Raw genomic sequence first — 23,881 nt, 5'->3', positions numbered from 1 at the left:
TACATTTGTTAGCACTTTGTTACAAGTATCTTTTATTATTGAGTTGCCTTTATATCAGATGGTTACGCTGCAATTTTCGCGCAATCATAGATTCCAATTATGAGAGTAACATCACGAACGGCGTGAAATTAAATCTATTGTTAAGTCTAATTTTTCTTTTATTTTCGACACCATAGACGTTATGGTGGTGCACGTCTTCAGTTATCCGAAAAATTGGCAAGGAATGTGGCCAAATTGCATGAGTAAAGTTATCCATCAATGGAAAAGTATTTCTCTTATCGAAGAGAACGTGACGCTCCCTACGAACGTCGTGGTAAAACATACAACAATACACCACCCTGGCGCGGCCGTTATTCTTCCTATCACTTCGTCAGGAAAAATCATCCTCATTAATCAGTTTCGTCCTTCTCTTAAGAAATGGCTTTTGGAGCTACCTGCAGGCACGATGGAAATTGATGAGACACCTCTTCAATGTGCCCAGCGCGAATTGGAAGAAGAAACCGGTTACAGTGCAACTTCTTTTCAGAGCTTAGGACAAGTCACACCTTTGGCTGGATTCTGTGATGAGATTCAGCATTTATTTGTCGCAAAACATCTTAGCCTCACTACCCGATTTGAATGCGACGAAGATGAAGTTATAGAAGTGATAGAGCTGAGCTTAGAAGAGCTGCACAACAAAATACGACACGATCAAATCACCGATACAAAAACTATCGCTTGTTTAAGCAAAGCCCAACTATGTGGCTATCTATAGCCAACTATATGACTACCTAAAGTACTCTAGGAGAGAAGCATGGACTTTCGTTCTGATACCGTAACTAAACCTTCGCAAGCTATGCGTGACGTAATGGCAAATGCAGAAGTGGGCGATGATGTTTATGGCGATGACCCAACCGTAAACGAATTGGAACAGTGGGCTGCCAATGAAACCGGCTTTGAAGCAGCGATGTTCACTTCTTCAGGTACACAAGCCAACCTACTTGGTTTAATGGCACACTGTGAGCGTGGTGACGAATACCTTTGTGGCCAACAAGCGCATAACTATAAGTATGAAGCCGGCGGTGCTGCAGTGCTCGGCTCGATTCAACCTCAACCCATTGAGAACAACCCAGACGGCACACTAGACTTTAAAAAGCTTGCCGCAGCGATTAAGCCAGACGACAGCCACTTTGCTCGTACTAAGCTTCTTAGTTTAGAAAACACGATCAATGGTAAAGTGCTGCCAATGTCTTACCTAGCGGAAGCTCGTGAATTCGTAAACCAACACGGCTTACAAATGCACCTAGATGGCGCGCGCGTTTATAATGCAGCAGCGGCGCTAGATATACACATCAAAGAGATCGCACAACACTTCGACTCTATGACAATTTGCTTATCAAAAGGTTTAGGCGCTCCAATCGGCTCACTACTTCTTGGAAACAAAGCGTACATCGCTAAAGCTCGTCGACTGCGTAAAATGGTCGGTGGCGGTATGCGTCAAGCAGGCATTCTTGCTGCCGCAGGTAAAATGGCGCTGACTGAAAACGTTGCTCAACTCAAAACTGACCACGAGAACGCGAAAAACCTAGCGATTGGCCTAAGTAAACTAGAAGGCTTCTCTGTTAATCCTGATTTCATTCAAACGAACATCGTGTTCGCTAAGTTAGATGAGTCTGTTGATATTAACCGCATCACACGAGAGTTAGGTGAACAAGGCATTACTATGTCGCCTGGTAATCCAGTACGTTTTGTTACCCATAGAGACATCAGTTCAGAAGACATCGTTACTTTCCTAACAAAGCTAGAAAATGCGCTTTAACTCTTGACGAGATTAGCCTCTATAGCAATTGAGATTTGAGCTTCCCCTGTGGGAAGCTTTATTCTTTCAGCAAAATCATTAACCAATTCCACAGCCCAAATAGCCTTCGACACCTGCTAGTTTTCTACTAAACACACTTGATTGACTGGAACAGAACGCAATCTCGTTTTGGCCTATGAGAATACCCTCTGAGAATTATTCTAACATTTAAACATTAAATTATTTTTTAAGTTTAATTTATATTAATGGATTATCCGCATTGTATTGTCACTAAAGGTAAATGACTTAGTCATAATAGCTTAAAGTGTTTAATCACCACGCACACGGTAATTACAAATAGAATGAATCAATCCTAATAGATCCTTGTAAAGAACTAATTTCAATAAAGAAATAGTAGATAGTCGCTGTCCATTATTACAATCTAGAATCGCTACAATCAACTTATAAATTAAATAATCAAATTAGTGTTTTCGTTAATAATGCTGTCACATTCATGATGACAGTAACCCATCAAAAAACCCAAAACGTCCGTGTAGACCATAGTCCTATTTTAATCAATTAAATAAAAAACCTCCGTTAATACTAGCATTGAGTAAAACCAACCTATCTAATTGAATATTAAATTATTCTCTAATAATTTCACTTCTACCTCTCTGCTTAAATCATACTAAAACTCATACTTCTCCTAAATAATAAACTTTTTTTACTACTTCACCATTTTTTAAAGCACTTATAGTTTTGAAAGTTAAGCAACAAGTTACATTCAATCAGTGAGAGGTGAAATAATGGTTAGAGTATTTCGGATTCTTCATAACTTCATCGTCTCCGTGTTAATTTTTAGTCTGTCACTTTCATTCTATGCTAGCGCTAACAACCTAACGTTAGGAATTAGTGGTCAGATCAAAGATCGATGCGAAATAAACTTTTTCTCTGGCAATATTATGAATTTTACGGAACACCGTGATGTGCAATCGCTGCCTTTTAATATGTATTGTAACCGTCCGTTGGGTATAACGATCAACTCAAAATATGGAGGCTTAAAATATCAACACCAAGGGGTTGATATTATTGAGAGTTACAATTTGTCATTACAAATAGACGAAATTCGTCTTTACGAAAGTAGGCACAGCAGCCAACTGACTTCACCGGTAATGATAAACAGTTCTGGTGTTATTCCTTTCGCTCAACATGGGAGCCTTAGGGTAGCACTCGAAAATAGCTTGCGTTTCGCAGGTTATTATCAAGACGTTATTGAGATCGAAGTTTACCCTTCGATTCATAGCGTGACAAAGTGAAAACTCTGCAATGTATCTGCAGAACAACAAACGCTCAGCAGTATTCGAGCCAATCATTTAAGATAAAGGAATTTCTAATGAAAAAGCTAACACTCTACGCAGCAACAGTCACTGCTATTTTTGGTGCTCAAGTCCAAGCCGCTCCTGGTGATGTCCAGTTAGTTGGTTTTGTTTCACCTGTATGTGAAGTTACTGGTCTTTCAACGCAACTGATGGACTTCGGTAACGTCTCTCAAATTCAAAACCTTTCTGTTAGTGGTCTTAACATGAAGTGTAATGACGTCGATGGTGCAACTGTGACACTGACAAGTGCTGAAGGTGGTCTAGAGTCAGACGATAGCGAAGACTACGCTCTTACCTACGATGCAACATTTAATCCTTCAGGTTTAGCTGCTTTCACGCTTAATGCACCAGGGGGCCCAGGTCTAAATGACGTTTCAGTCAGTAATTCTTATGGCGGTTCTGGAGCATTAGCGACAGGTGTTGCCGCATCTATTGATATTGTGACGACAGAAACCTCCCCATGGGCAGGTGGCTACTCAGATACATTAACCGTAAATATCACCTCAAATTAGAGGTTAATAAGTCGGGGGCTATTATTTGGCCTCCGACTTAATCTCGATATCAATATCAATATCAATATCAATATCAATATCAATATCAACGACATAAGTTTAATTTGGAGCTCTTCGCTATGTATAAATGGATCATGCATAAATGGATCGTTCTTTTCCTATTGTCATTCACTTGTCTGTCCGCTCATGCGTTCAAAGTCGAACCGATGTCTATGGAAATGACACCGCTTGGCAAAAGAGCTCAAATGACCATGAGGGTTGAAAATTCTTCAACCGAACCACTCACGGTTGAATTGTCTCCAGTATTTATGACCATGAACGAATATGGAAAAGAGACCACGACGCCTGCAGATGACGAGCTATTAGTGATACCGGTGACCGCAATAATAGAACCTGGACGATCACAATCCATTATGGTGCGGTATTTGGGCGATCCTTCCATCACAGAATCTAAAGCGTATCGCATTGCTGTTAAGCAAGTAAAAGTTCAAAGAGCGAGCAGTAATCAAGGGCAAGTAAGTCTTTTGCTTCAGTTTAATACGCTTATCAACGTGCGACCTCAGAACACAGCTTCCCAGCTAGAAATTAAAAGCATCGAGCAAAATGACAAAAAGAACAAATGGGTTCTTGAAGTACTTAACAGTGGTAATAGTTATGGTCGATTAACCAATACAACATGGAAGATATCTGATGGTAAAAATTCAACATATTTAAAAGGCGTAGAAATCGCTAAACGTATTCCGGGTACTTTGGTTCTTCCCTACTCCACTCGCTTTTTCGAAATGCAGCCTCTTAAAAATTATGACGTTAACACCCTATCGATTGAAATAGAACAGGATCAATAGCAATGAGACGCTATATCTTGGGTGGGCTCATTTATTGGTTTCTGTGCGCACAAACGTTTGGCATAACATTGTTTCCAACCGTCATCGAGCTCAATACAGATCACCGGGCAACATCGCAACTGGTCGTAACTAACAATTCAACACAAGCTCTCCCTCTAGAAGCTAACGTTCGTCGTTTGAACTTCTTATCTGATGGCACGTTCCAAACATCAGATCTATCGAGTGAAGAGATGTTTGTGTTTCCACCAGCCGCAATGTTAGCACCCGGTGCACGCCAAGTATTCCGCATACAGTGGTTGGGAAACCGATCACTCGAAACCTCCCAGAGTTACTTCGTTCGCTTCAGTACCGTGAATATTGGCCAGAACAACGCGAGAATAGACAAACCCATCGGCTTAACAACCGGTATCAATTTACAAGTTCACTACAATGCGTTGTTACACATTCACTCATCCTCTTTAGAGCCTGACGTGAAATTACACATAGATGAACAAGGTAAACTGACACTCACTAATTCTGGGTCGCGATTTACCTATACATCGTTACTTCATTTTGCGGGGCTCGAATCTCAGAGCCAAAAAGTACATGAGGCTTTAGGTGAACAGTTTATTCCACCACGCTCCATTATTACTTTGCCTTCGTCTTTAAATTATTTACCAGTGGGCACTTACCATGGGCATGAAAACTGAAACCTATCACAAGATATGGCAAGTTTTGTATGTCTTGGGATTAGTACTTTTTTATTTTGCTGCCTTAAGCCCTGTTGCTTGGGGTCAAGAAATGATCTTGAACCCAACAGGACGAGATATTCAACTTACCTCTTTGTTAAGGATAAGTGACACCATACTTGGGGAAGCGGACATCATCATTACCGCAAACAATGAAATCTTGTTACCGAAGGAAAGTACGCTTTCTCTCCTTTCGTCCGTCGTAACTCAAGAAGGTATTGGGAAACTCAATGACACAACAGACGATAAGATGCTGTCTCAGCACCATTTTGAGAGCATAGGATTAGGCCTTAGTTTCGATTTCTCTTCATTAGAATGCATCGTGACGGTACCGCCTGAATTTAGCTTAACCCAGCAATTGTCTATGAACGGTGCAGATGATTTTTATAACTATGCCGAGCCAAGTTTGCTTAGTGGATACGTTAACTTTGCCCTTTCGGCTAATGAGAGCCAATATGTCGATCAGAATTCGTCAAGGCAGGACCTCTATCGCAGTCAGTTTGACTCAGCACTTAACATTGGTTTTCTAAACTTTGAGTATGAATCTTATTTAGAAAACAGTTCATCACAAGATTCGCGATACGTAAGAGAAGGATCTCGTCTTAATATTGACTTTGCAGAACAAGGCACACGACTTGTGCTCGGCGATATGTACAACAGTGGTCAATCTTTTCAGGACAGCACCGACATACTTGGTATTGGCTTAACTCGAGATTTCACACTCATTCCAACCAGAAATGCACGACCACGGGCCAATCAATCATTCACACTTCAAAGAGCTTCAAATGTCGATGTCTATATAGATGGGATTGCAGTCCAGCGATTAACACTAGGCGCTGGTAGCTATAACCTTAGTGACATACCTCTAGCGCAAGGTAGCAATGATATTGTACTCGTCATCACCGACCGCTCCGGGAATGAAGAACGCATCGAGTTCTCTGTTGCGACCGGGAACGACTTGCTCAATAGCGGTGAGTTTGAATATAGCGTCATGTATGGAGCACCTTCTGAATTACAAAATGGACAACTAGAATACCTAACCAACGAGCGTATTTTCCATGGTTATGTCGATGTGGGTATTAATCCTTGGTTAACGTTAGGTACCAACTTCCAAACCCGTGAAGATCTTTACCAATATGGTGCTACCGCGTTATTCGCTTCTACATGGGGCGTCACTGAACTCAATGCTTCGCGTAGCGAACACCCTACATTTGGAACTGGCGACGCTTACAAATTTGCGTTCGATGCGGAATTTTCCAATACGAATACGCTGTCCCCACAACTGAGTGTGAGCTATGAATATCTGACCAACAATTTTGCTGGGGTCTCAGGGTTTGATGCTTCCGACATCGATATCAACTTAACCACTCATTATGTGTCTGCATTCAGCTCCATTTACCTTGGTCAGTCTTTACGTGCCGCCATGACCCTCAATTATCGCTCAGGAGTAGACAAAGAGAACGATTATTGGCTGATTAGCCCGAGTTTATCGGATGGACTGTTTGATACTCCCGCCACCTGGAGTGCACGCGTTAACTATCGGCATAACGAAAGCGAAGACGATGATATCAGCACTACTGTCACCATAAGCTGGCCTCTTAGTCGACAAACTCGTGTTGTCGGTCGTTACACCACAGAGCTTAATGAAGCCGCCTTAGATTACAGCTATCAGAACAATATTGGTAACACAGGGGGGATGTCGGCGTTTGCGAGTGTCATTACTAACGAAGAAACAGATGCCGATATGGATGCTGGTATTAACTACACGGCCAACCGTTATGAATTAAACGCGACCCACGCTTCGCGGCTTGAAGACATTAGTGGTGAAACACGAAATCACAGTACTGATGTGACGATAAGTAGTGCCCTTGCTTTTGCAGGTTCATCTGTGACGATCGGCAGGCCGGTGCGCGAAGCATTTGCTATTGTTAACAAGCACGAAAGCCTCGCGAAAAATGATGTGGCTGTCGACCCGACAAGAGATGGTGAGTACGCACGCGTTTACCTTAAAGGAGATGCAAGTGCCATGGTTCCTGACCTTGTTGCTTATAATGGCCAAGTAGTCGGTTACGAGGTCGATAACTTGCCACCAGGGTATGACTTAGGCGATGGCGCTTTTTGGATTAAGCCTGGTTATAAACGGGGATTCCAGCTACAGATCGGATCTGATGCTGTATTAACTGTTATTGGCAAGCTATTCGATCGTCAAAGTAACAACCCTATTTCACTTGTCGCTGGTGTAGCACATTACCTTGGTGAGGCAAAACAGTTGCCGATTGACTTCTTTACCAATCGTAACGGCATATTTGCAATCTCTGGATTAAAGCCGGGGAAATATCAATTGGTACTCGACACTAAAGAACAAGAATCAGTCATCATTACCCTCAGTGAACGCAGTGACAACTTGATAAGACTAGGAGATGTTTATGTGGAATAAACAAGTTCTTTGGGGATCCTTGTTCCTCATCGCCATAAACCATGTACCTTCGGCATTGGCGTGTGAAGCCAGTGCCTTGGCTATTCAACCCGTCTCATCGAAATCACAATATGATGTTTTCAGCGCAGGAACGTTCGCAACAATAAACACCTATCGTATAGATGCGATCATAATTGGCGAACCCTGCAAATTAGACTTAATTTTACAACTTAACGATACCAGTCGATCGTTAAAAGGGGTAAACCAAGCAAAACTCGGCTTTGAATGGAGTGGGCAGATTGGTATGTCAGTGGCTAATCAATGGCACTTATCATTAACCGAAAACCAACCTTCGGCAACGATACAAATGCGTTTCCCAAGTAAACAATGGTTAGCGTCAGGAACCTATCGAGGGTTATTGGAAGTCTCGCCTTCTTATACCTCAAATAGTAAACAAATAGAAATTAGCCCTAGTTCACTCCCGATATCTGTTAACGTTCCGCCTGCTGCAAAAATTCATTTTTATGGATTGACCCAACAACATTATGACCTTGATCTAGGGACTTTATATTCCAACAAGGTTATTCGTTCCGCACCTAACCTATGGGTTCAAAGCAATACAGCTTATACCATCGTATTGGAATCATCCCATCAAGGAATGCTACGTCATGAATCTAATGAGGCAAAATGGGACATTCCATACCAACTTTCCCTCGAAAACGACAGAGTAAACCTTGAACAACTTGACGCAAGAATTCAACGTCTTTCCGCTACGATTGGTCAGCCTATTCCTTTGAGTTTTGTCATCGGTGAGACAGAGAACAAACCAGGAGGACAATATGACGATACATTACAAATTTCTATCGAACCCCAACTTTCACAACAACCATAATTATGCAATTATATAAAAAGTGAGATATGCAACTCAATTATATAAAATCCATCATCATACAATCAAACACGATTTTTCAGTTTCGGAGTAAATTATGTATGAAAATAAAAATAATTTAAAGCACATACTCCTGGTAGGTGACAACGGTATTAACAACCAGTTTATTCAACGAGAAATAGGGAAATACAGTGATTTTTCTTTTAGCAGAGAGTGTATTTTAAGCATTGAGCGCTCTAGTAATCATAAAACGTTCGATGTCGTTCTCATTAGCTACTTACTCTTGGAAAATATCGAAGATATCAACATCATCTTATCAAAAATAGAGTCCAGTAAATGGGTAGTCTATGACGTTCCCTCAGATATTACCGGACAGAGTATTACCGTAATGCAGCTATTCAACCTGTTTAATATAAAGGGGATGATTTATCAAGATGCTCCTATTGAACACCTTACACGTTGTTTAAAAACAGTATGTGATGACGATCTATGGCTACCTAGAAAGTTAATGTCACATATTTTATCCAATGCGTGCTCTTATACTTTCAAGTCTCAGGTAATACTGTCTAACCTGACGAAAAGAGAGGCTCAGATATTTAAACGAGTTGTCAGAGGAGATTCAAATCTAGAGATATCAAGCGAACTATTTATTTCAGAAAGTACGGTAAAAACGCACGTATACAACATATACAAAAAAATAAATGTCACTAATAGAAAAGAAGCGATAAGAAAAGCACATTTTATCAATAGTTTAGAGACTATTATACAACCAGACATATAGTTGAAATTATGAACATAAATACAAAAATGCAGATTGCAGTTCTTTTTCAAACTGACGTATTAGAATTTAAGTCCTTGAAAATTAGAACCTAAACTTTCAGCCTTCCTGGTTTATCATCAAAGAAACAGACAAAATCACTCACACTAGGAAGTTAACAACCAATTCAAGTTATACACCAACTGCATTCATTCAACAACAAGCTAGCAAATTACGTCTTTATTCCCTTATAGCATCTTGAATGTTACGAGCCGTAAACAGTTGGCCTACTGTTATTAAAGCAATCGATATTGCTGCTGAGTTAGAAAAACTGCACAATTTTTCCAACTCAACTGTCCATCACTAAGCCACGCAGAGAGTCATAGTCATCTTACAGAGGCAACCCGATAAACAGAAATCACAGAGACATGTAGTGCCAACTATCAGTCAAACTGGGGCTTTTTTGCCAAAGCAACTATTGAGGCTATGTGAAGTTGAGCACAATCAATGGCTTTAAAACCGCAATCCTCACCATCAAATGCTAGAAAGAAATCTGTTCCTGCTAGAAATACAATCTCTACATTATTGTCATTAGTTAACTTCTGACCTATTGAGAAAATAGTAGCTTTATCCTCTGCAGACGCGTACCCATTTCTAGCAATTTTTCGGTAAGTATCAGCCACAATTAATTGCTCGTCGGGGTCTGGTGCAATGAAACAGTTTTTATCAAAACAACCAAAAATCCCGGTTTGCATTGTAGGTAAAGTACCTAATACTCCGACCTTGGAAATTGCATTTTCTTGAACGTAATATTTTAAAACGTCTAAAGCACTCATGATTGGCAAAGGAGAACGAATTTCCAATTCTGTTAAGCAAAAGTGCCCAGCTAGCGAGGGAATCACTACGTGGGTCGCGCCACATTTAACCAATCTATTAATGTAGTTAAGAAATATGTTAACTTGTTTTTTCTTGTCGTCTGCTAATAAATTTTTTGTAAGCTCATGAATATCAGCATGAACGATTGTAAGTTCGAGCGATATATTAACAACTTGATATTGCTTCACTAGTTCTCTATAGTACATTTCTGTTGAGGCAGGACCAATTCCGCCAATAATTCCTATATGCAAAATAACTCCTTACAGCTCTTCATTAAATACCCTCTATTTCGATAATGTAACATGAATTACAATGACTTAAAATTCACTCTAACCACATATTACTCAATGTCATAACCCCCATACTACTGGTATCTGTTCCATATACATTATCCGCACGACGGTAAGCAATATGATCTCGCCAAAGCGGACAGTAATAATAATTTTGAATCAACCAGTCTTCAGCTCGATGCAATTTTTGTAAAAATTCGGAGCTACTAATACTCTCTCGCATCAATGCATCAACAAAAGATAATAGGCTTTTCTTAGCATCATTTGAAAGGCAACGTGTAAATACATCACCACATAAAAGCCATTCATAGTATTGAAAAGCTATGTCATCCCCAAATGCATAGCAGTCATAGAATACATCAGTAGAACCTGGACTATCAAAGCCGGCTTTGTCTTTAATTAACAGATCTAAACCGTTCCTCCTCAGAGCAGACAGTAATGGTTGAATTTCTGCTCGATGAGTGTCCTTTACTTCAAAAACCACAGGTCTGGAGGGGCGCTTCATTCCTCGGTTAAATAAATGAAAACCTTTTTCTTGATGACAATGCATAATGCTGTTCGCCTCACGAACCTCTGCACCATTAACATATGCGCGACTATAATGGACAATCCAACTCAATTCCTCATTCGACAATACGTTCTTATGATGGGGAAATTGAAGCACTGTACACCCACTATGTTCGATAATGTCCTTGCTATCTGTTGGATCTAAATAAGTCCAACACGATTCTTCGACATGTATCGCTGATATTGGTAGTTCATTACTCGACCAAAACTCAGCACGTTCTATATGCCCACCAAAAGCAAAATAATGCGTATTTCGGATTAAACTCCAACGATGAGGTTCCAGTCTTTCTACTTGGTATGCTCCCGAGCCTACTGGAGTATCGGAATTGAGGTCAAATATCGCACTGTGAATATCAGCTAATAAATGAAGAAACACCGGATCATGTTGATCCAAGTAAAATACTATCCACTGCTTTTCTACTTCAATATTAACTAAATGGCGAAATAGAATCTGGTATGGATGGATGGTTTTACACCGCATATCAAAGTTAGTTTTTACCATTTCTGGTGTTAACATTTCACCATTGTGCAACTGTATATTATTACGAATCCGAACTCGGATTTGTAGACCATCAACATCAACTTGATGAGCCAAGTAGGGTTTTATTTCTTGCTGCTCAGAGTCGAAACGAACCAATGTATCAAACACACTTTCTATCATGAGAATCGATCGTGTTGAAAGCGCTAGATGGGGACGCCACTCGGGCAAACTATAAGGTACTACATACATTAAAGTATTCTGTTGTTTTAACCTTTGTTTCGCTTCATCTAACCATTGGGGCAAGTGATTTTGAAATTGCCAAACACAATCAAATTGTTGTGCCAAAATGAACGCCTCGTTCATTTTTCCGCCCTGAACCATTCCTTCTATTTTATCAAACAGTGCATCTTCAAAATTTTTAACCAATGTCAACTTAGAATGATTCCCTCTCCCGCGTCCAGGAAGCCATTTCAATATACCTTGCGACTCCAGAGATACCATTAACTTACTTACATTACGCTCCGAACAGAAAAGAATCTCGGCCAGGTCAGTGATTGTCACTTCAGTTTTTAGATTTTGATTAAATTTACGCTCTAATTGTCTCAAACGTTTTAAGTGGCGGCTTGATAATTGATGTAAATGTTCCATACGTCTCCTTCATCTCAGATTTGTACCTGGCTTAACCACAAACCAGTTGGTTAATTTCGCTATGAGTTAACTAAAAATAAGTGACAAAACGCGTAGAATGTTGGACAACCAGGTACATTTAGATAAATTTAATTAGCTGACCTAGTAAAATACCAATTATAAATGATACTAAGTAACCATAATTTCTTGTCCCCGCTCCTCTTTTTCTTTGCGGAGGGAGCTTTGATTCAGGATCAATCAAAAGCTGCTTAGCGTTTAGAGTGTATAATGTATAGTCAAGTGGGTTCATATTTCCGTTCCCATATATCATGTAGGGGAAAAGTATGCTGGCGAATCCCGTGATTAATAATGAACAGTTTAAAAATCATAGTTCATCTTTTATGACTCTATGTCCATGACATGCGCTAATAGGCCATCGAACCCGATCTTATTTTTATTCCTAAAGCTAGAAAATCAAGATAGGCAATAGTTAATAATTATCAAAAGCTAAAAAGAAAACTGGACCCCCAATTGATAACCAATTTCAACAGCGTCTCGTTTAGCGTATTCAAAATCAGCCACTAAACCGAAAACAGAACCAAATTGAAAAACATTTTTTAACTTAACTGCATCCCGTGACCGTTCCAAAAAGTCATGTTGATAAGAAAGACCTAATACCCAATGCCTAGCTATTTGTTTTCTGACCATGGTTTTACAGTATCCCCCTTGCTCTGAAAACGATACGCTATGGTCACTATCCGCACGATAGTTAATCACACCGCATGAAAAGGAACTTGCTGCAGCCCCTCCGAATCGACCGATGACGCCACCACCAGCTTGCCAAGTATCAACTTCAGAACTGAATCTAGTTAGGAAGTCTGCATGCCCTTCTAGAAAAACATTACTGAAGACTTGAGCACTAAGATCTAAATACAACCCACCTAAAGCTTTATCTTCATTATTGTCATATTTACCATTTAGGTAAGGTTTCAACGCTCCTTGGTGAAAATTCGCGCCTCTATACCCAAAACCAACATGTGAAAAATTATCAACAGCTTCGCTGGATGCATACCCGGCAATAGGAAAAAAAAGAAAGAAAGGTACTATTATTTTGAACATAAGACTGAAACCTGATAGTAGTTAATGACAGATAACCGGATTATTTAGGACGATCAACATTTAATTGTAAGTCTAAAAATCTATACTGATTTTGAGAGCTAACCAAAAAAGCTAGCATCGCAGGGGATTTTGTTTTGGCAATGCGTATCAATCCCTGAATAAACTACGCGCATACCTATAATTAGGTATCTAATGGCCTTTATTACTGTATGCAATCAATCTCGTTAAAGTTATTATCAATTAAATTTCAACGCGTAAAACCCAAATACAAACCAAAAATTATACACCAACTGATAAGCACAAATCAGACCAATGTAGCGGACATTTAGGACGGAAAGCGATAATAAATAATTCCACAAAAAATAAATATCAAAATCAGCACATCGGACTTGTTATTTATAAATATCAAACTATCATCTCGTCGCTCAATAATTTCGAACTTAAAAATAAATAGAACGAGGAAATAATATGTCGGTAACTTTTCAAGGTGTACCAGTTTCAATATCAGGTAAACTTCCTAAGCTTAATCAATTAGCACCAAACTTCACCCTCTGCGACAAAGAATTAAATAATTTAACCTTAGATAGTTTAAAAGGAAAAAATGTCTTACTAAACATTTTCCCTAGTATTGACACACCTATTTGTGCTGCAAGCGTTCGTACATTTAATAAAAACGCCGCTGATTTAAATAACACTGTAGTGATATGTATTTCTGCTGATTTGCCATTTGCCATGAACCGTTTTTGCGGTGCCGAAGGGATTGACAATGTAATAACAGCGTCTTTCTTCAGAGAATCGTCATTTACTGAAAACTACGGTGTAAACTTAAATGAAGGTGCGCTCAAAGGGCTATCGGCGAGAGCCGTTGTCGTTATCGATCAAGAGGGAGTTGTAAAATATTGTGAACTGGTTTCTGAGATCACTACAGAGCCTAACTACAAATCTGCACTAACGGCTTTATTATGATCATACGTAGATTACTTATTGTTGCTACTGCCATTTATTCAATAAACACCTTCGCAAAATTTGAAACAACTAAAGAAGATGCAGGGTTCGGAGAAAGTCAAGTAGTCACACTTGAGAAGACTACAAAGTTTGACCTGATTGGTAATCCATTAAAAGTGGGTGATTTGATGCCTTCGGCTAAGTTGCTAACTTCAGGATTAGAGCATTATGATACTAGTGCGAAAAATCAATCGATAAAAGTATATAGCATACTAACGTCCGTTGACACGCCCGTCTGTGTTCAACAAGCTATAGAGCTTTCTCAATACATAAAGAATAACAAGCAGAAACTCCAGGACATTGAATTTTATGCCGTGAGTGCCGATACTCCTTTTGCTCAACAGCGGTTCATCAAACAACATTCTCTAAAAGGAGTGACCTATCTTTCTGACTCTTCAGAACATCGATTTGGTCTCAATACCGGAACTCAAATCAAGCAGTTAGGGTTACTTAGTCGAAGTATTATTGTTGTAGATGTAAACAACCAAGTCATTTTCACACAACGAGTACCAGAACTTACAACTATTCCGAGTTTAAAGCATGCAATAAATTTTGCCTTAGAAAATCGTTAGGATCTTATGGAATATAAGAGGTAAAGTCCTCTTATATTCCAATTTAAACATTTATGACCAAAACCCTAATAACCCTATTAATTTCAATACTGCTAGGAACTATTTATATTGGCGGTATTTTAGAATCTGAAACTTCAGTATCAGAACTCACAATAGAACAATATATAAATAACTCAAGGTACAATATGCCACTAGTCTCTCTATCAAAATAGTTATACTACTCATTTTTTTGGCACATCTAAAATAGAATTTGACGTATGTAGAAGGCATAACATGTTCTTGCCATGCTTTAGATCGTAAAAAGTTACTTAGACAAGTTAAATGTATGACAAGGTCATATTTTTCAATGAAACAACAAATATGAACCTAATTGTTCAACCTTTAAAACTAATTATTTGTTGTTGTCTACTGATTAATTTGATAAATTTGTGTCCTCTTCACTTTCGACGAAACCAAGTATAGGTAATGTAAATAATCTATGTGGGACTTCAGACCTCAAGCACACTCTCAACTTCGAAATCGAATATCAGGTGAAGAAAAGAGACTCACTAATACAGAAAGCCAATTGCTCCTGCTATTGCTATCAAATAATCATCGCATCGTAACTAAAGCAGAAATTCATAACAAGATTTGGCGAGGAAAATTTGTTTCAGATGCCAGCATTACACACGCTATTGCTTCGCTACGTCTAGCTTTGCATGATACCGTGCAAACTCAATGTATCATTCGAACAGCTCCTAAAGTTGGTTACTTTCTCACAAAAAATACAATAACTCTAGTTTCAGTTAACCAAATCCAGCCTCAACCTAAGTTCCCAGCAAAGTTACGATTATTCAATCTCAGTTACTTTTCACAGACTTTAATATTGCTTTCATTGGTCAGCGTAAACTTGTTACTGTTTTGGTTTATATTTGTCCCTTCACAACCTACCCATCGATTGAACATGTCTAAAGTGAACGACAAGACCAACACATTTACAATCGAAAGTAATGACCCCCAGAGTAAATCCCTCTTAGATCGACTTGTGAGCTTACCTGAATTGAATAACTCAAATTTTTATATAACGTCTAACAGAACAAGGGTTTATGTTAGTTGTATCTATAAGGAAAACTCAACTTCTGCTAGCCAAAGCGTTAATTTCTCCGTTGATATCAAAAGACCCATAGCGAAGGTTGTTAATGACATTGTACATGAATGCCAATAAATATTTCTTGCTTGTTGTAATGATATTGCTTGCCTTGTTACCTATACAAGTCATCCTAAATAATTCGTTTGTACCGACTTTCACTCAAAACCCTAACACAAAAATCAGTAAAACAATTTTGACTTACGGTGAAAAAAGTGAAGACAGAAAATCTAGAACGATTGATTATCAATTGAAGCCTTATTTATGGAATCGCTTCCTTTTACTTACATCAATTCACTTTGATAGTGGGGAGAATACGAATACGCAGTTTCTTATCACTTTCTGGCCCAAAAGCGTTTACTCAATAAAATACATCAACAAACTAATAGACGCACGAGAAACAAGATATTTTGATTTACCGGAGCAACATGTTCTTTTCGATGGGAACGAAGAAAACTTTCAAGTTTTAGTGGACAACTCACATCAATATTGCTACGTGCAATTATCGAACAGTTCAGTTCAATGTGTAGATATAGACACAAGTAAGAATAAATAGTTGATATTAATGACAAAAAAAAGTAGCAATATATGGATATTGAATCCAACACTTAGGCGACAGCTAACCAACAAAAATGATGGGACAAGTAAAAAATTGCACTCTACAGATTGCAAAATCCTAGAGACCTTGTGTAAACATAAAGGACGAACCGTTTCTAAGAGCGCTTTGACAAATGCGGCTTGGCCAGGTCGAGTCGTCTCCAAAGCCAGTTTGACACAGTCCATAGCCCACCTTCGAATAGCTTTAGGTGATAACGGTCGTGAGCAAAATATAATAAAAACCGTCCCAAAACATGGTTACAGTCTTGTGGAAGATCTTGTAGAAATTGAGATACCAATTATCAACACACAAAATAACCAATCAACTGATGGTCCAACTACAACCCAAGAACTTCTTAAGATAGAGGTTAAAGAACAAGTATTTTTTTTAAAACACTTTCAAAACTTTACCTTGTTGGTTCTGTCATGTCTGTTATTGCTTAGTATTAGCTGGTTAACACAACTAATATATTACAATAGTACAACAGAGCGTATAGAGTGGGGTCAACGAGATTACTTAGGGGTAACATACTTTTTTACTAACAATCAAAATGGAGAAGATCACTTCAAAGCGTTCAAAGGAAAGTACGCAAACAATTTGCGTATGTTATACCTATCCGACAACCCTGAAACATTTTATATATCCTGCACCTATCAATTAAACAGATCATACATGCGCAATACTATGAATATGAGCTTCTCCCAAAAGTATTCAGTAGAACAAATGAAAGAGGTAATTAATGAGCAATGTCAATAAAATCATTATATTACTAGTGCTCGCGAACACATTGTTTATGACCGTTATTTCATGGATGAACAACCTAAATAACCCTCCATTTCTTGAAGGTCGTGAGAATACCATGCTGTTCTCGCGTGGTCGCACGTACACAGACTTTGAGGTCGGCTCGTTCAAAGAGGTTATTACCGTTGATCATAAATTTGGAGGGATTCACGACGTACATTCGAGTATATTGTCTGAAGGCGAAACCAAAGCACTGAATATCTACTACTCAGTTAATTTTTTTGGAGAAAACCTCTTTTCTACAGCTAATGCCTTACGGAGTGAAAACTACACGTCTTCGGTTGAACCAGACTTAGTAGAGGCCCATTTGATGGAAGGCTCATCAGAACAATTTTTTCAGACTTTGTATCAAGACAGGTATACATTTTGTTATTCAAGTTTATTAACCAGTAGTGTTCAATGTATCACCGCAGATTAACCAAATAAATAGAGTTATTACTCTAACTTAATCAACAGATTTGGTTATAACTGAAAATATTGATAATATAACCTAAAATTATCATATACTTAAAAACAAGCGTTCACATTACAATCAATAATACGTATTCCACTTTTCGGATTTGTTTATTAGTCTTGCCCCCCCCATTAGGACATAGTGTTAGCAAATAGGACATCTCAGAGAAATACAGTATTTATGATCAATAAAAGAGAACCCTTAAAGATCACCGCACTTTTATTGGAAGGAAGCCCAATTACAGCGATTTCGGGACCAGTGGAAATGCTTACAATTGCCTTAATACAAGCGGGATTTCCTGCTCCCCTAGTTAGCTATGTATCCGTCACAGGAGGCCCAACGCAATTTCTGGGCGGACTTACTATCAACTGTTACACACATTGGGAATCTGTTGAACATACAGACATTTTATTAATAGGAGCATGTGGTGACGTAAGCAATGAATCTTATTTTTTACTCGAAGATGTTAAGTGTTGGTTGAAAAAACAAATCATCCAGTGCGAATTTGTTCTCTCTTTATGTACAGGAGCATTTCTTTTAGCTGAGCTTGGTGTTTTAAACAAACGAAGCGCAACCACACATTGGGTATATGCTGAACGCTTCCGCGAACAATTCCCTCAAGTGAAATTTAAACCACATTTGAAAATAACTCATGAAGGCAAATATATTTGCACCTCAGGTATTAAAGAATACTTTTCCGCAACAATAATGTTAATCGATGCCCTATTAGGTACAAGACAAAGAATAAAATGCGAACAGTATTTAGGTGGTGACATTTCGAAAATAAAACGAATTTGTTTAACGAATTTTGCTCAATACCATCAACATAGCGATGGTTTGATTAACCGATTGCAAGAGTATATGCATAATGAAGACCCCGGTAGGTTATCTGTGGCTATGTGTGCAGAAAAAAGTTTTTTGAGTGAAAGACAAATGAAGCGCCGCTTCAAAGCAGCGACCGGAGAATCGCCAATGAATTACATACAACGCATTCGAGTAGCGTTAGCTAGAGAAAAATTAGATACTACAAGTTTGAATATTGAACAGATATCCCAACAAGTTGGCTACAATGACACTAACCACTTCCGCTCGTTGTTTAAAAAATTTTACGAAATGACACCAACAGAGTATCGAAAGATGACACAGGTTTGTGAAATTTAACTATCATAGTTTTTGGCTAAGCCTAAACCACAAGTTTAGATCAGGAGAGTTACCCATTTCAATTAAGATAGATGCTTAATTCGGACTCAAAGAAAATAACAGGTAACTCTCGTATTTCCATACTAATAATATGTGAACGTTCAACGAATAACACTTAGTTTAAAGACTTCATTGACTACATGTTCCGTAGTAATCCAACCGTTGAATCATAAACTCTCCGACCGCTTATGTGCCTTTTAACCCTAACTACATTAATTTTCTCGAGTAAATAATAGTTTACCCTCCTTGTTAAGCAACCTAACAGTGCCGTCTTGAACATCCCGTCATTTACTGGATTTATGACCAAACAAGCCCTCGATTTCAATTACGTCAGGCTTAGGTAGTCAACGAGTATAAAGAACTTAAAGGGAACGCCCACAGAACCAATGTTTTGAATAGTAAAGATTTCGGGGTTGAAGGGGAGGAAAGCCAAATCAATTGCAGATAAAACTTGGGATTAAAAACTAACTAAGTGGATTTTCAACAGCTATTGCGACTAGTCATACACAAAAGCGTTCTGAATCGTAGAACCTACAGGTTAGAAATTACCTACGTTACTTATACGTTAGTGACTGCGACACGTGAGAGTACATTGTATTTATTCACCAACGATTGAGTGAATGACTCGATAGAACACACAAAGAAAGAAACAATCAGTTCCTCTTTAAGCTCGTCATCAAATAGCTCATAGCTATTGATTTAGGCCGAATGGAGAATCAAGTCAAACCTATCACGGTCTGGTGGAGTCAAGTAAAAGTAAGCTAGGAGTTACCTAGGTCAATAGAATGTGCAGTTGACAGGAAAATCGAAAAAGTAATGGTCTCCAATTAGACTAGACTAATACATAGGTAGGCTGGGTGTAAACTTGAAAAATAAGCTATCCTAGGCACAATCTGACAAACACGAATCAAAAACTAGTGACTGTCAGATCGGAGGCTAAAATACTAAGTCGATACACCTCAGGGTAATCACCTTTATCAAAAAGTAAACTCTATAGAGAGAGCTCCTCTAGGACAGGAGTGATCGATTGATGAAGTTCACTAGTCTCATATGCTCCTGCTAATAATTTGCTCGGATAAGCAATTGAATGACTTAAAACCTCACCAATATTGTTAATATGAATACGCTTATCAGCTATACAAGCACTTAAACATGTTTTAATAAATTGTTTTGTTGTATCAAGCTCAAGCAGACGTGCACATCGCAGCGCTTCTTTAGTTCTTTCATAAAGTATTTCTTCAGACAACACGATTTGCTCCCTCTCCATTCAGTAACATAACAATGTGAAATTCTTCGCTTTCTCTCATCGCAGCAAGAAAAAGATTTTCTCTCATTTTTTTTTGCTCTTTACTATCAAAAAGTACATATTTAGTTAATGTATCAATGGCTTGATACTCAGTAATTTCTTCTTGGCTGACTATTGCCGATAAAACGCTCTTCGCTAGATTGGTTGAAATGTCGAACTTTAGTTCTTTTGCTTTAACAATCATTGCTTTAATAACTTTATTTTTTTGAGCTCTTATAGTGCATATTTTCAGCTCATGTTTATCAAATGCATACCCGATGTCATCGAGTAATTGACTCACTTCTTGATACACTTTTGCATTCCTCTGACTTATTGACCTTACCCTTATATGTTAACGATATATGTTTAAAAACAAACAATGAAACCAATTGCATCAATAAGTGAAATATCATAGATATCAAAATGTTAAAAAAAAAATGTCGCAATTACGTCCAGAACATATGGCATATATGTCCTATTTGGTCGCTATGCATTAGAAACAAAGACTCTCTATTAAGAACAACGGGGATTTCATTCTCACAATTGTTGGCATTATAAAAAAGACATATTCCCTTTGGGTTCGAGACTTTACATCAAATCATAAAAATATAAACCATTGATATAAAAAGGTTATTAATAAAATGGCTGAGTATATGGACAACGTTGCCTATTTTATTTCTAGTATGCAAATGGATAATAATGCACAGAATCGAAACTTAAAAAGGAACCGAAAATGTTATATGCACAACCAGGAACTGAAAACTCACTTGTTGATTTCAAGCCACAATATCAAAACTTCATTGGCGGAGCATGGATTGCACCAAAACAAGGGAAATATTTTACGAACACCTCACCAGTAAACCATTCCGTAATTTGTGAAGTTCCGGCGTCTACTAAAGAAGATATCGACTTAGCAGTTGATTTCGCACACAGTGCAAAAAATGACTGGGCGTCAACATCTAGTACAGAACGCTCAAACATACTGTTAAAAATAGCTGACCGTATTGAACAAAATCTTGAGATGCTTGCTATTACAGAAACATGGGATAACGGGAAACCTATTCGTGAGACTCTCGCCGCTGATATTCCACTAGTTGTCGACCATTTCCGTTACTTTGCTGGGTGCATTCGAGCACAAGAGGGCTCAGCTGCAGAATTGGATTCACAGACAATAACCTACCATTTCCCAGAACCTGTTGGTGTGGTAGGACAAATTATTCCATGGAACTTCCCACTATTGATGGCTGCTTGGAAATTAGCACCAGCGCTAGCCGCAGGCTGTTGTGTTGTATTAAAACCAGCGGAACAAACTCCAGCTTCGATCTTAGTACTAATGGAACTCATTGAGGATCTAGTTCCTGCCGGTGTGATCAATGTCGTAAATGGTTATGGCTCCGAGGCAGGTCAAGCACTCGCTACACATAAGAAAATTGCTAAAATTGCATTTACCGGCTCTACGGAGGTTGGGCAACACATCCTTAAGTGCGCAGCCGATAACCTAATTCCATCAACTGTCGAACTAGGTGGTAAGTCTCCAAATATTTTTATGGCCGATATATTTGATCACGAAGATAATTACCTCGATAAATGTATAGAAGGCGTATTACTGGCTTTCTTCAATCAAGGCGAAGTATGCACATGCCCTTCTAGAGTTTTGATTCAGGAATCAATTTATGACCGCTTCATTTCGCGCTTACAGGCTCGTATGAAAACAATTCAGCAAGGGAACCCGTTGGATACCGATACACAAGTCGGCTCACAGGTTTCACGAGAGCAATTTGATAAAATTCGTCAATATATAGCCCTTGGCCATGAAGAAGGAGCAGAGTTACTTGCTGGCGGTAAGAGCTATGATAAGAATGGTTACTTTGTAGAACCTACTCTCTTCAAAGGAACTAACGAAATGCGTATTTTCCAAGAAGAAATCTTTGGTCCAGTCGTTGCTGTTACGACATTTAAAGATTATGAAGAAGCACTTGCGATCGCCAACGACACTGAATATGGTTTAGGTGCAGGTGTATGGACACGCGACAACAATCTAATTGCACATATGACGAAAAACGTCCAAGCAGGACGGATTTGGGTTAACTGTTACCATGCATACCCTGCCCACGCTGCGTTCGGTGGCTATAAGAAATCCGGTATTGGTAGAGAAACACACAAAATGATGTTAGATCACTACCAAAACACTAAAAATATTATTGTAAGCCATAGTGTTGATCCTTTAGGCTTTTTTTAATAGTTTAAACTAATTACCTGCCCGATAACTATCGGGCAGACTAAAGGTTTACACAGTAACCTTCGGTCTCTTTCCCCTCTTTATCGAGCGCCCCGACGTAAAAATAATCACTATGATTTTGCTTCACACTAGTGTGGTTATTAATATTTCCTTATATAAAACAATCAAAAACTGACCAATTAGCTAACTAGGGAAATAAGTTGCCGTCTCTAACTCAAACTTTAAATAATCAAGCTATTTAATGACTTGGCCAATACAACCGTTACTTTCAAAGTCGCTGTAAGATCATCAAAGATTTTCAATTTAGATCCACATTGGATCGGCTTCCATTTTGATATACTCGTTATCTGGAAAACCAAAACAATCGACATTCAGTTCAAAAATAAGATTAGAGCCCTTACATTGTTCTCAAGGCAGTTTACAATGAATGTTAGTGATACAAGAGCTGTTACCTGATGCCGTCACGTATCTTGTCCATGCATTACCTGTCCGAGAGTCGGTATGGTGGGCAACATGCTGCGCGTCAGCTAAATTGGATTGGAACTCAGTTGAGAATGAAGCGATTCAGTCAGCAAAAGCTTGGGTTCATGTTCCCGATGAAACAAATAGCCGTCAAGCAGGAAATAGTGCTATCAAGGCCGGACTTGACGCAAGCGCAAGTGGGCAGCCCAAGCTGCTTTTGGGAGGGGTGGTAGCATGACGGCCCCGTCTGATCCAATCGTTCCCCCGCCACAATATTTGTATGCTCAAGCCGCTGCGGGCAGTATCAACCTTACAGCTGTTTTACCTGAAGGTGAACAAGCAAAACAACGTTACGAGCTATTTATCGAAATGGGTCTAAACATTGCCCAAGGTGGTAATAGATCCAATACCGGAAAGCAAGTGTTGGAGTCCTAAATGCTACCTGCTGTAAGAGCCACTGACATGCATATGCGCCCAATGCAGACCCTGACCTTGTCCCTACTCCTCATGTAAGTGGACCGTTACTCCCATTGTCCACAACGGTATTGATCGGTAATTTTCCAGCAGCAACGCTGGGGAAAATATGTATTTGTGTAGGCCCACCAGACGGTGTGGTAAAAGGTAGTGCGACAGTGTTAGTCAATAATAAGCCCGCTGCCAGAATGGGTGATCTTACCGCACATGTTGGCACAATTATTATGGGAATACCAACGGTCTTAATCGGAGGTTAATGCATGACTGGTTTATAAAAATGTCCTTATAATCAAATATTAAACTACTCATCAATTCGTAAACTCTCAACTAAATCTAAATCAAATTATTATCACAAAACACACCCACTTGATGATAATTTTAGGTATCAGGCTTAATCTCAGA

Annotated in this window: 23 protein-coding genes and 2 pseudogenes; 19 read left to right on the top strand and 6 right to left on the bottom strand. The window is 38.9% G+C overall.

Going from position 1 to position 23,881, the window contains the following annotated elements:
* Positions 1-238 precede the first annotated feature (238 nt).
* From AACU28_RS04500 to AACU28_RS04460, 9 genes are all read left to right on the top strand, one after another.
* Complete coding sequence (locus AACU28_RS04500; RefSeq protein WP_029222202.1) at positions 239-754, top strand: NUDIX hydrolase; 516 nt, start codon at positions 239-241, stop codon at positions 752-754.
* Positions 755-793: 39 nt separating this feature from the next.
* Positions 794-1,798, top strand: a complete 1,005-nt coding sequence (gene ltaE / locus AACU28_RS04495; protein ID WP_065682473.1) for a low-specificity L-threonine aldolase — start codon at positions 794-796, stop codon at positions 1,796-1,798.
* A 770-nt stretch (positions 1,799-2,568) separates the two neighbouring features.
* Positions 2,569-3,093, top strand: coding sequence for a hypothetical protein (locus tag AACU28_RS04490; RefSeq protein WP_017082128.1), 525 nt, complete (start codon positions 2,569-2,571; stop codon positions 3,091-3,093).
* Positions 3,094-3,170: 77 nt separating this feature from the next.
* Entirely contained in the window at positions 3,171-3,668 is a 498-nt protein-coding gene (locus AACU28_RS04485; protein ID WP_004731190.1) for a hypothetical protein, read from the top strand.
* 119 nt (positions 3,669-3,787) lie between these two features.
* The gene (locus AACU28_RS04480; protein WP_029222589.1) at positions 3,788-4,513 is read left to right on the top strand and encodes a molecular chaperone; all 726 of its coding nucleotides are present in this window, start codon (positions 3,788-3,790) and stop codon (positions 4,511-4,513) included.
* Between the two features lie 2 nt (positions 4,514-4,515).
* Positions 4,516-5,202 carry a fimbria/pilus periplasmic chaperone gene (locus AACU28_RS04475; protein WP_121602446.1) on the top strand — a complete coding sequence of 229 codons (687 nt, stop codon included), beginning with the start codon at positions 4,516-4,518 and terminating at the stop codon, positions 5,200-5,202.
* Positions 5,203-5,293: 91 nt separating this feature from the next.
* Positions 5,294-7,678, top strand: a complete 2,385-nt coding sequence (locus AACU28_RS04470; RefSeq protein WP_121602778.1) for a fimbria/pilus outer membrane usher protein — start codon at positions 5,294-5,296, stop codon at positions 7,676-7,678.
* Positions 7,668-8,549: a hypothetical protein gene (locus AACU28_RS04465; RefSeq protein ID WP_102491164.1), complete on the top strand. Its 882-nt coding sequence runs from the start codon at positions 7,668-7,670 to the stop codon at positions 8,547-8,549. The genes AACU28_RS04470 and AACU28_RS04465 overlap by 11 nt, the downstream gene beginning before the upstream one ends.
* A gap of 94 nt (positions 8,550-8,643) precedes the next feature.
* Entirely contained in the window at positions 8,644-9,327 is a 684-nt protein-coding gene (locus tag AACU28_RS04460) for a response regulator transcription factor (RefSeq protein WP_102441281.1), read from the top strand.
* A 419-nt stretch (positions 9,328-9,746) separates the two neighbouring features.
* Here AACU28_RS04460 and AACU28_RS04455 read toward each other — a convergent pair whose 3' ends face one another.
* The 4 genes from AACU28_RS04455 to AACU28_RS04440 form a co-directional block, all read right to left on the bottom strand.
* Positions 9,747-10,430: an aspartate/glutamate racemase family protein gene (locus AACU28_RS04455; RefSeq protein ID WP_121602445.1), complete on the bottom strand. Its 684-nt coding sequence runs from the start codon at positions 10,428-10,430 to the stop codon at positions 9,747-9,749.
* Positions 10,431-10,503: 73 nt separating this feature from the next.
* Positions 10,504-12,165: an SgrR family transcriptional regulator gene (locus AACU28_RS04450; protein ID WP_121602444.1), complete on the bottom strand. Its 1,662-nt coding sequence runs from the start codon at positions 12,163-12,165 to the stop codon at positions 10,504-10,506.
* A gap of 118 nt (positions 12,166-12,283) precedes the next feature.
* Positions 12,284-12,454, bottom strand: coding sequence for a hypothetical protein (locus tag AACU28_RS04445; protein WP_004731206.1), 171 nt, complete (start codon positions 12,452-12,454; stop codon positions 12,284-12,286).
* Between the two features lie 197 nt (positions 12,455-12,651).
* Positions 12,652-13,263 carry a hypothetical protein gene (locus tag AACU28_RS04440; protein WP_121602443.1) on the bottom strand — a complete coding sequence of 204 codons (612 nt, stop codon included), beginning with the start codon at positions 13,261-13,263 and terminating at the stop codon, positions 12,652-12,654.
* 468 nt (positions 13,264-13,731) lie between these two features.
* Here AACU28_RS04440 and tpx point away from each other — a divergent pair, with 468 nt between their 5' ends.
* The 7 genes from tpx (at position 13,732) to AACU28_RS04405 (ending at position 18,980) form a co-directional block, all read left to right on the top strand.
* Entirely contained in the window at positions 13,732-14,229 is a 498-nt protein-coding gene (gene tpx / locus AACU28_RS04435; RefSeq protein WP_017091802.1) for a thiol peroxidase, read from the top strand.
* Entirely contained in the window at positions 14,226-14,840 is a 615-nt protein-coding gene (locus AACU28_RS04430; RefSeq protein WP_121602442.1) for a redoxin family protein, read from the top strand. Before tpx ends, AACU28_RS04430 begins: the two co-directional genes overlap by 4 nt.
* A gap of 478 nt (positions 14,841-15,318) precedes the next feature.
* The gene (locus AACU28_RS04425) at positions 15,319-16,044 is read left to right on the top strand and encodes a winged helix-turn-helix domain-containing protein (protein ID WP_004731214.1); all 726 of its coding nucleotides are present in this window, start codon (positions 15,319-15,321) and stop codon (positions 16,042-16,044) included.
* Positions 16,031-16,522 (top strand): hypothetical protein, encoded by a 492-nt coding sequence (locus AACU28_RS04420; protein WP_121602441.1) that lies wholly within the window; start codon positions 16,031-16,033, stop codon positions 16,520-16,522. The genes AACU28_RS04425 and AACU28_RS04420 overlap by 14 nt, the downstream gene beginning before the upstream one ends.
* A 9-nt stretch (positions 16,523-16,531) precedes the next feature.
* Positions 16,532-17,320, top strand: coding sequence for a winged helix-turn-helix domain-containing protein (locus AACU28_RS04415; RefSeq protein WP_259462612.1), 789 nt, complete (start codon positions 16,532-16,534; stop codon positions 17,318-17,320).
* Positions 17,304-17,783, top strand: a complete 480-nt coding sequence (locus tag AACU28_RS04410; protein ID WP_121602439.1) for a hypothetical protein — start codon at positions 17,304-17,306, stop codon at positions 17,781-17,783. Before AACU28_RS04415 ends, AACU28_RS04410 begins: the two co-directional genes overlap by 17 nt.
* A 216-nt stretch (positions 17,784-17,999) precedes the next feature.
* Positions 18,000-18,980, top strand: a complete 981-nt coding sequence (locus tag AACU28_RS04405; RefSeq protein WP_041473087.1) for a GlxA family transcriptional regulator — start codon at positions 18,000-18,002, stop codon at positions 18,978-18,980.
* A gap of 1,030 nt (positions 18,981-20,010) precedes the next feature.
* On the opposite strand, the gene AACU28_RS04400 is transcribed toward AACU28_RS04405, so the two are convergent.
* Positions 20,011-20,268 carry a hypothetical protein gene (locus AACU28_RS04400; RefSeq protein ID WP_004731227.1) on the bottom strand — a complete coding sequence of 86 codons (258 nt, stop codon included), beginning with the start codon at positions 20,266-20,268 and terminating at the stop codon, positions 20,011-20,013.
* The gene (locus tag AACU28_RS04395) at positions 20,258-20,617 is read right to left on the bottom strand and encodes a hypothetical protein (RefSeq protein WP_104215323.1); all 360 of its coding nucleotides are present in this window, start codon (positions 20,615-20,617) and stop codon (positions 20,258-20,260) included. The genes AACU28_RS04400 and AACU28_RS04395 overlap by 11 nt, the downstream gene beginning before the upstream one ends.
* Before the next feature lie 420 nt (positions 20,618-21,037).
* Here AACU28_RS04395 and AACU28_RS04390 point away from each other — a divergent pair, with 420 nt between their 5' ends.
* The 3 genes and pseudogenes from AACU28_RS04390 to AACU28_RS04380 all read left to right on the top strand — a co-directional run bounded on the left by AACU28_RS04390 (position 21,038) and on the right by AACU28_RS04380 (position 23,736).
* Positions 21,038-22,543: an aldehyde dehydrogenase family protein gene (locus tag AACU28_RS04390; protein ID WP_121602438.1), complete on the top strand. Its 1,506-nt coding sequence runs from the start codon at positions 21,038-21,040 to the stop codon at positions 22,541-22,543.
* A 439-nt stretch (positions 22,544-22,982) separates the two neighbouring features.
* Positions 22,983-23,440, top strand: a pseudogene (locus AACU28_RS04385) (DUF6931 family protein); the annotation flags it as partial.
* Positions 23,441-23,736, top strand: a pseudogene (locus AACU28_RS04380) (PAAR domain-containing protein).
* Positions 23,737-23,881 lie beyond the last annotated feature (145 nt).

Origin of the sequence: Vibrio sp. SBT000027, from assembly GCF_963894355.1 — a bacterium.
GTDB classification, from domain to species: domain Bacteria; phylum Pseudomonadota; class Gammaproteobacteria; order Enterobacterales; family Vibrionaceae; genus Vibrio; species Vibrio splendidus.
Note: the sequence above shows the minus strand (reverse complement) of the source record. Positions and strands in the feature narration are given on the sequence as shown.

What these genes read in the sequence shown, in the direction of transcription:
- AACU28_RS04500 (WP_029222202.1), top strand. Translation starts at nt 239, where the DNA reads ATGAGTAAAGTTATCCATCAATGGAAAAGTATTTCTCTTATCGAAGAG.
- ltaE (WP_065682473.1), top strand. Translation starts at nt 794, where the DNA reads ATGGACTTTCGTTCTGATACCGTAACTAAACCTTCGCAAGCTATGCGT.
- AACU28_RS04485 (WP_004731190.1), top strand. Translation starts at nt 3,171, where the DNA reads ATGAAAAAGCTAACACTCTACGCAGCAACAGTCACTGCTATTTTTGGT.
- AACU28_RS04480 (WP_029222589.1), top strand. Translation starts at nt 3,788, where the DNA reads ATGTATAAATGGATCATGCATAAATGGATCGTTCTTTTCCTATTGTCA.
- AACU28_RS04475 (WP_121602446.1), top strand. Translation starts at nt 4,516, where the DNA reads ATGAGACGCTATATCTTGGGTGGGCTCATTTATTGGTTTCTGTGCGCA.
- AACU28_RS04470 (WP_121602778.1), top strand. Translation starts at nt 5,294, where the DNA reads ATGATCTTGAACCCAACAGGACGAGATATTCAACTTACCTCTTTGTTA.
- AACU28_RS04465 (WP_102491164.1), top strand. Translation starts at nt 7,668, where the DNA reads ATGTGGAATAAACAAGTTCTTTGGGGATCCTTGTTCCTCATCGCCATA.
- AACU28_RS04460 (WP_102441281.1), top strand. Translation starts at nt 8,644, where the DNA reads ATGTATGAAAATAAAAATAATTTAAAGCACATACTCCTGGTAGGTGAC.
- AACU28_RS04450 (WP_121602444.1), bottom strand. Translation starts at nt 12,165, where the DNA reads ATGGAACATTTACATCAATTATCAAGCCGCCACTTAAAACGTTTGAGA.
- AACU28_RS04445 (WP_004731206.1), bottom strand. Translation starts at nt 12,454, where the DNA reads ATGAACCCACTTGACTATACATTATACACTCTAAACGCTAAGCAGCTT.
- AACU28_RS04440 (WP_121602443.1), bottom strand. Translation starts at nt 13,263, where the DNA reads ATGTTCAAAATAATAGTACCTTTCTTTCTTTTTTTTCCTATTGCCGGG.
- tpx (WP_017091802.1), top strand. Translation starts at nt 13,732, where the DNA reads ATGTCGGTAACTTTTCAAGGTGTACCAGTTTCAATATCAGGTAAACTT.
- AACU28_RS04430 (WP_121602442.1), top strand. Translation starts at nt 14,226, where the DNA reads ATGATCATACGTAGATTACTTATTGTTGCTACTGCCATTTATTCAATA.
- AACU28_RS04425 (WP_004731214.1), top strand. Translation starts at nt 15,319, where the DNA reads ATGTGGGACTTCAGACCTCAAGCACACTCTCAACTTCGAAATCGAATA.
- AACU28_RS04420 (WP_121602441.1), top strand. Translation starts at nt 16,031, where the DNA reads ATGAATGCCAATAAATATTTCTTGCTTGTTGTAATGATATTGCTTGCC.
- AACU28_RS04415 (WP_259462612.1), top strand. Translation starts at nt 16,532, where the DNA reads ATGACAAAAAAAAGTAGCAATATATGGATATTGAATCCAACACTTAGG.
- AACU28_RS04410 (WP_121602439.1), top strand. Translation starts at nt 17,304, where the DNA reads ATGAGCAATGTCAATAAAATCATTATATTACTAGTGCTCGCGAACACA.
- AACU28_RS04405 (WP_041473087.1), top strand. Translation starts at nt 18,000, where the DNA reads ATGATCAATAAAAGAGAACCCTTAAAGATCACCGCACTTTTATTGGAA.
- AACU28_RS04390 (WP_121602438.1), top strand. Translation starts at nt 21,038, where the DNA reads ATGTTATATGCACAACCAGGAACTGAAAACTCACTTGTTGATTTCAAG.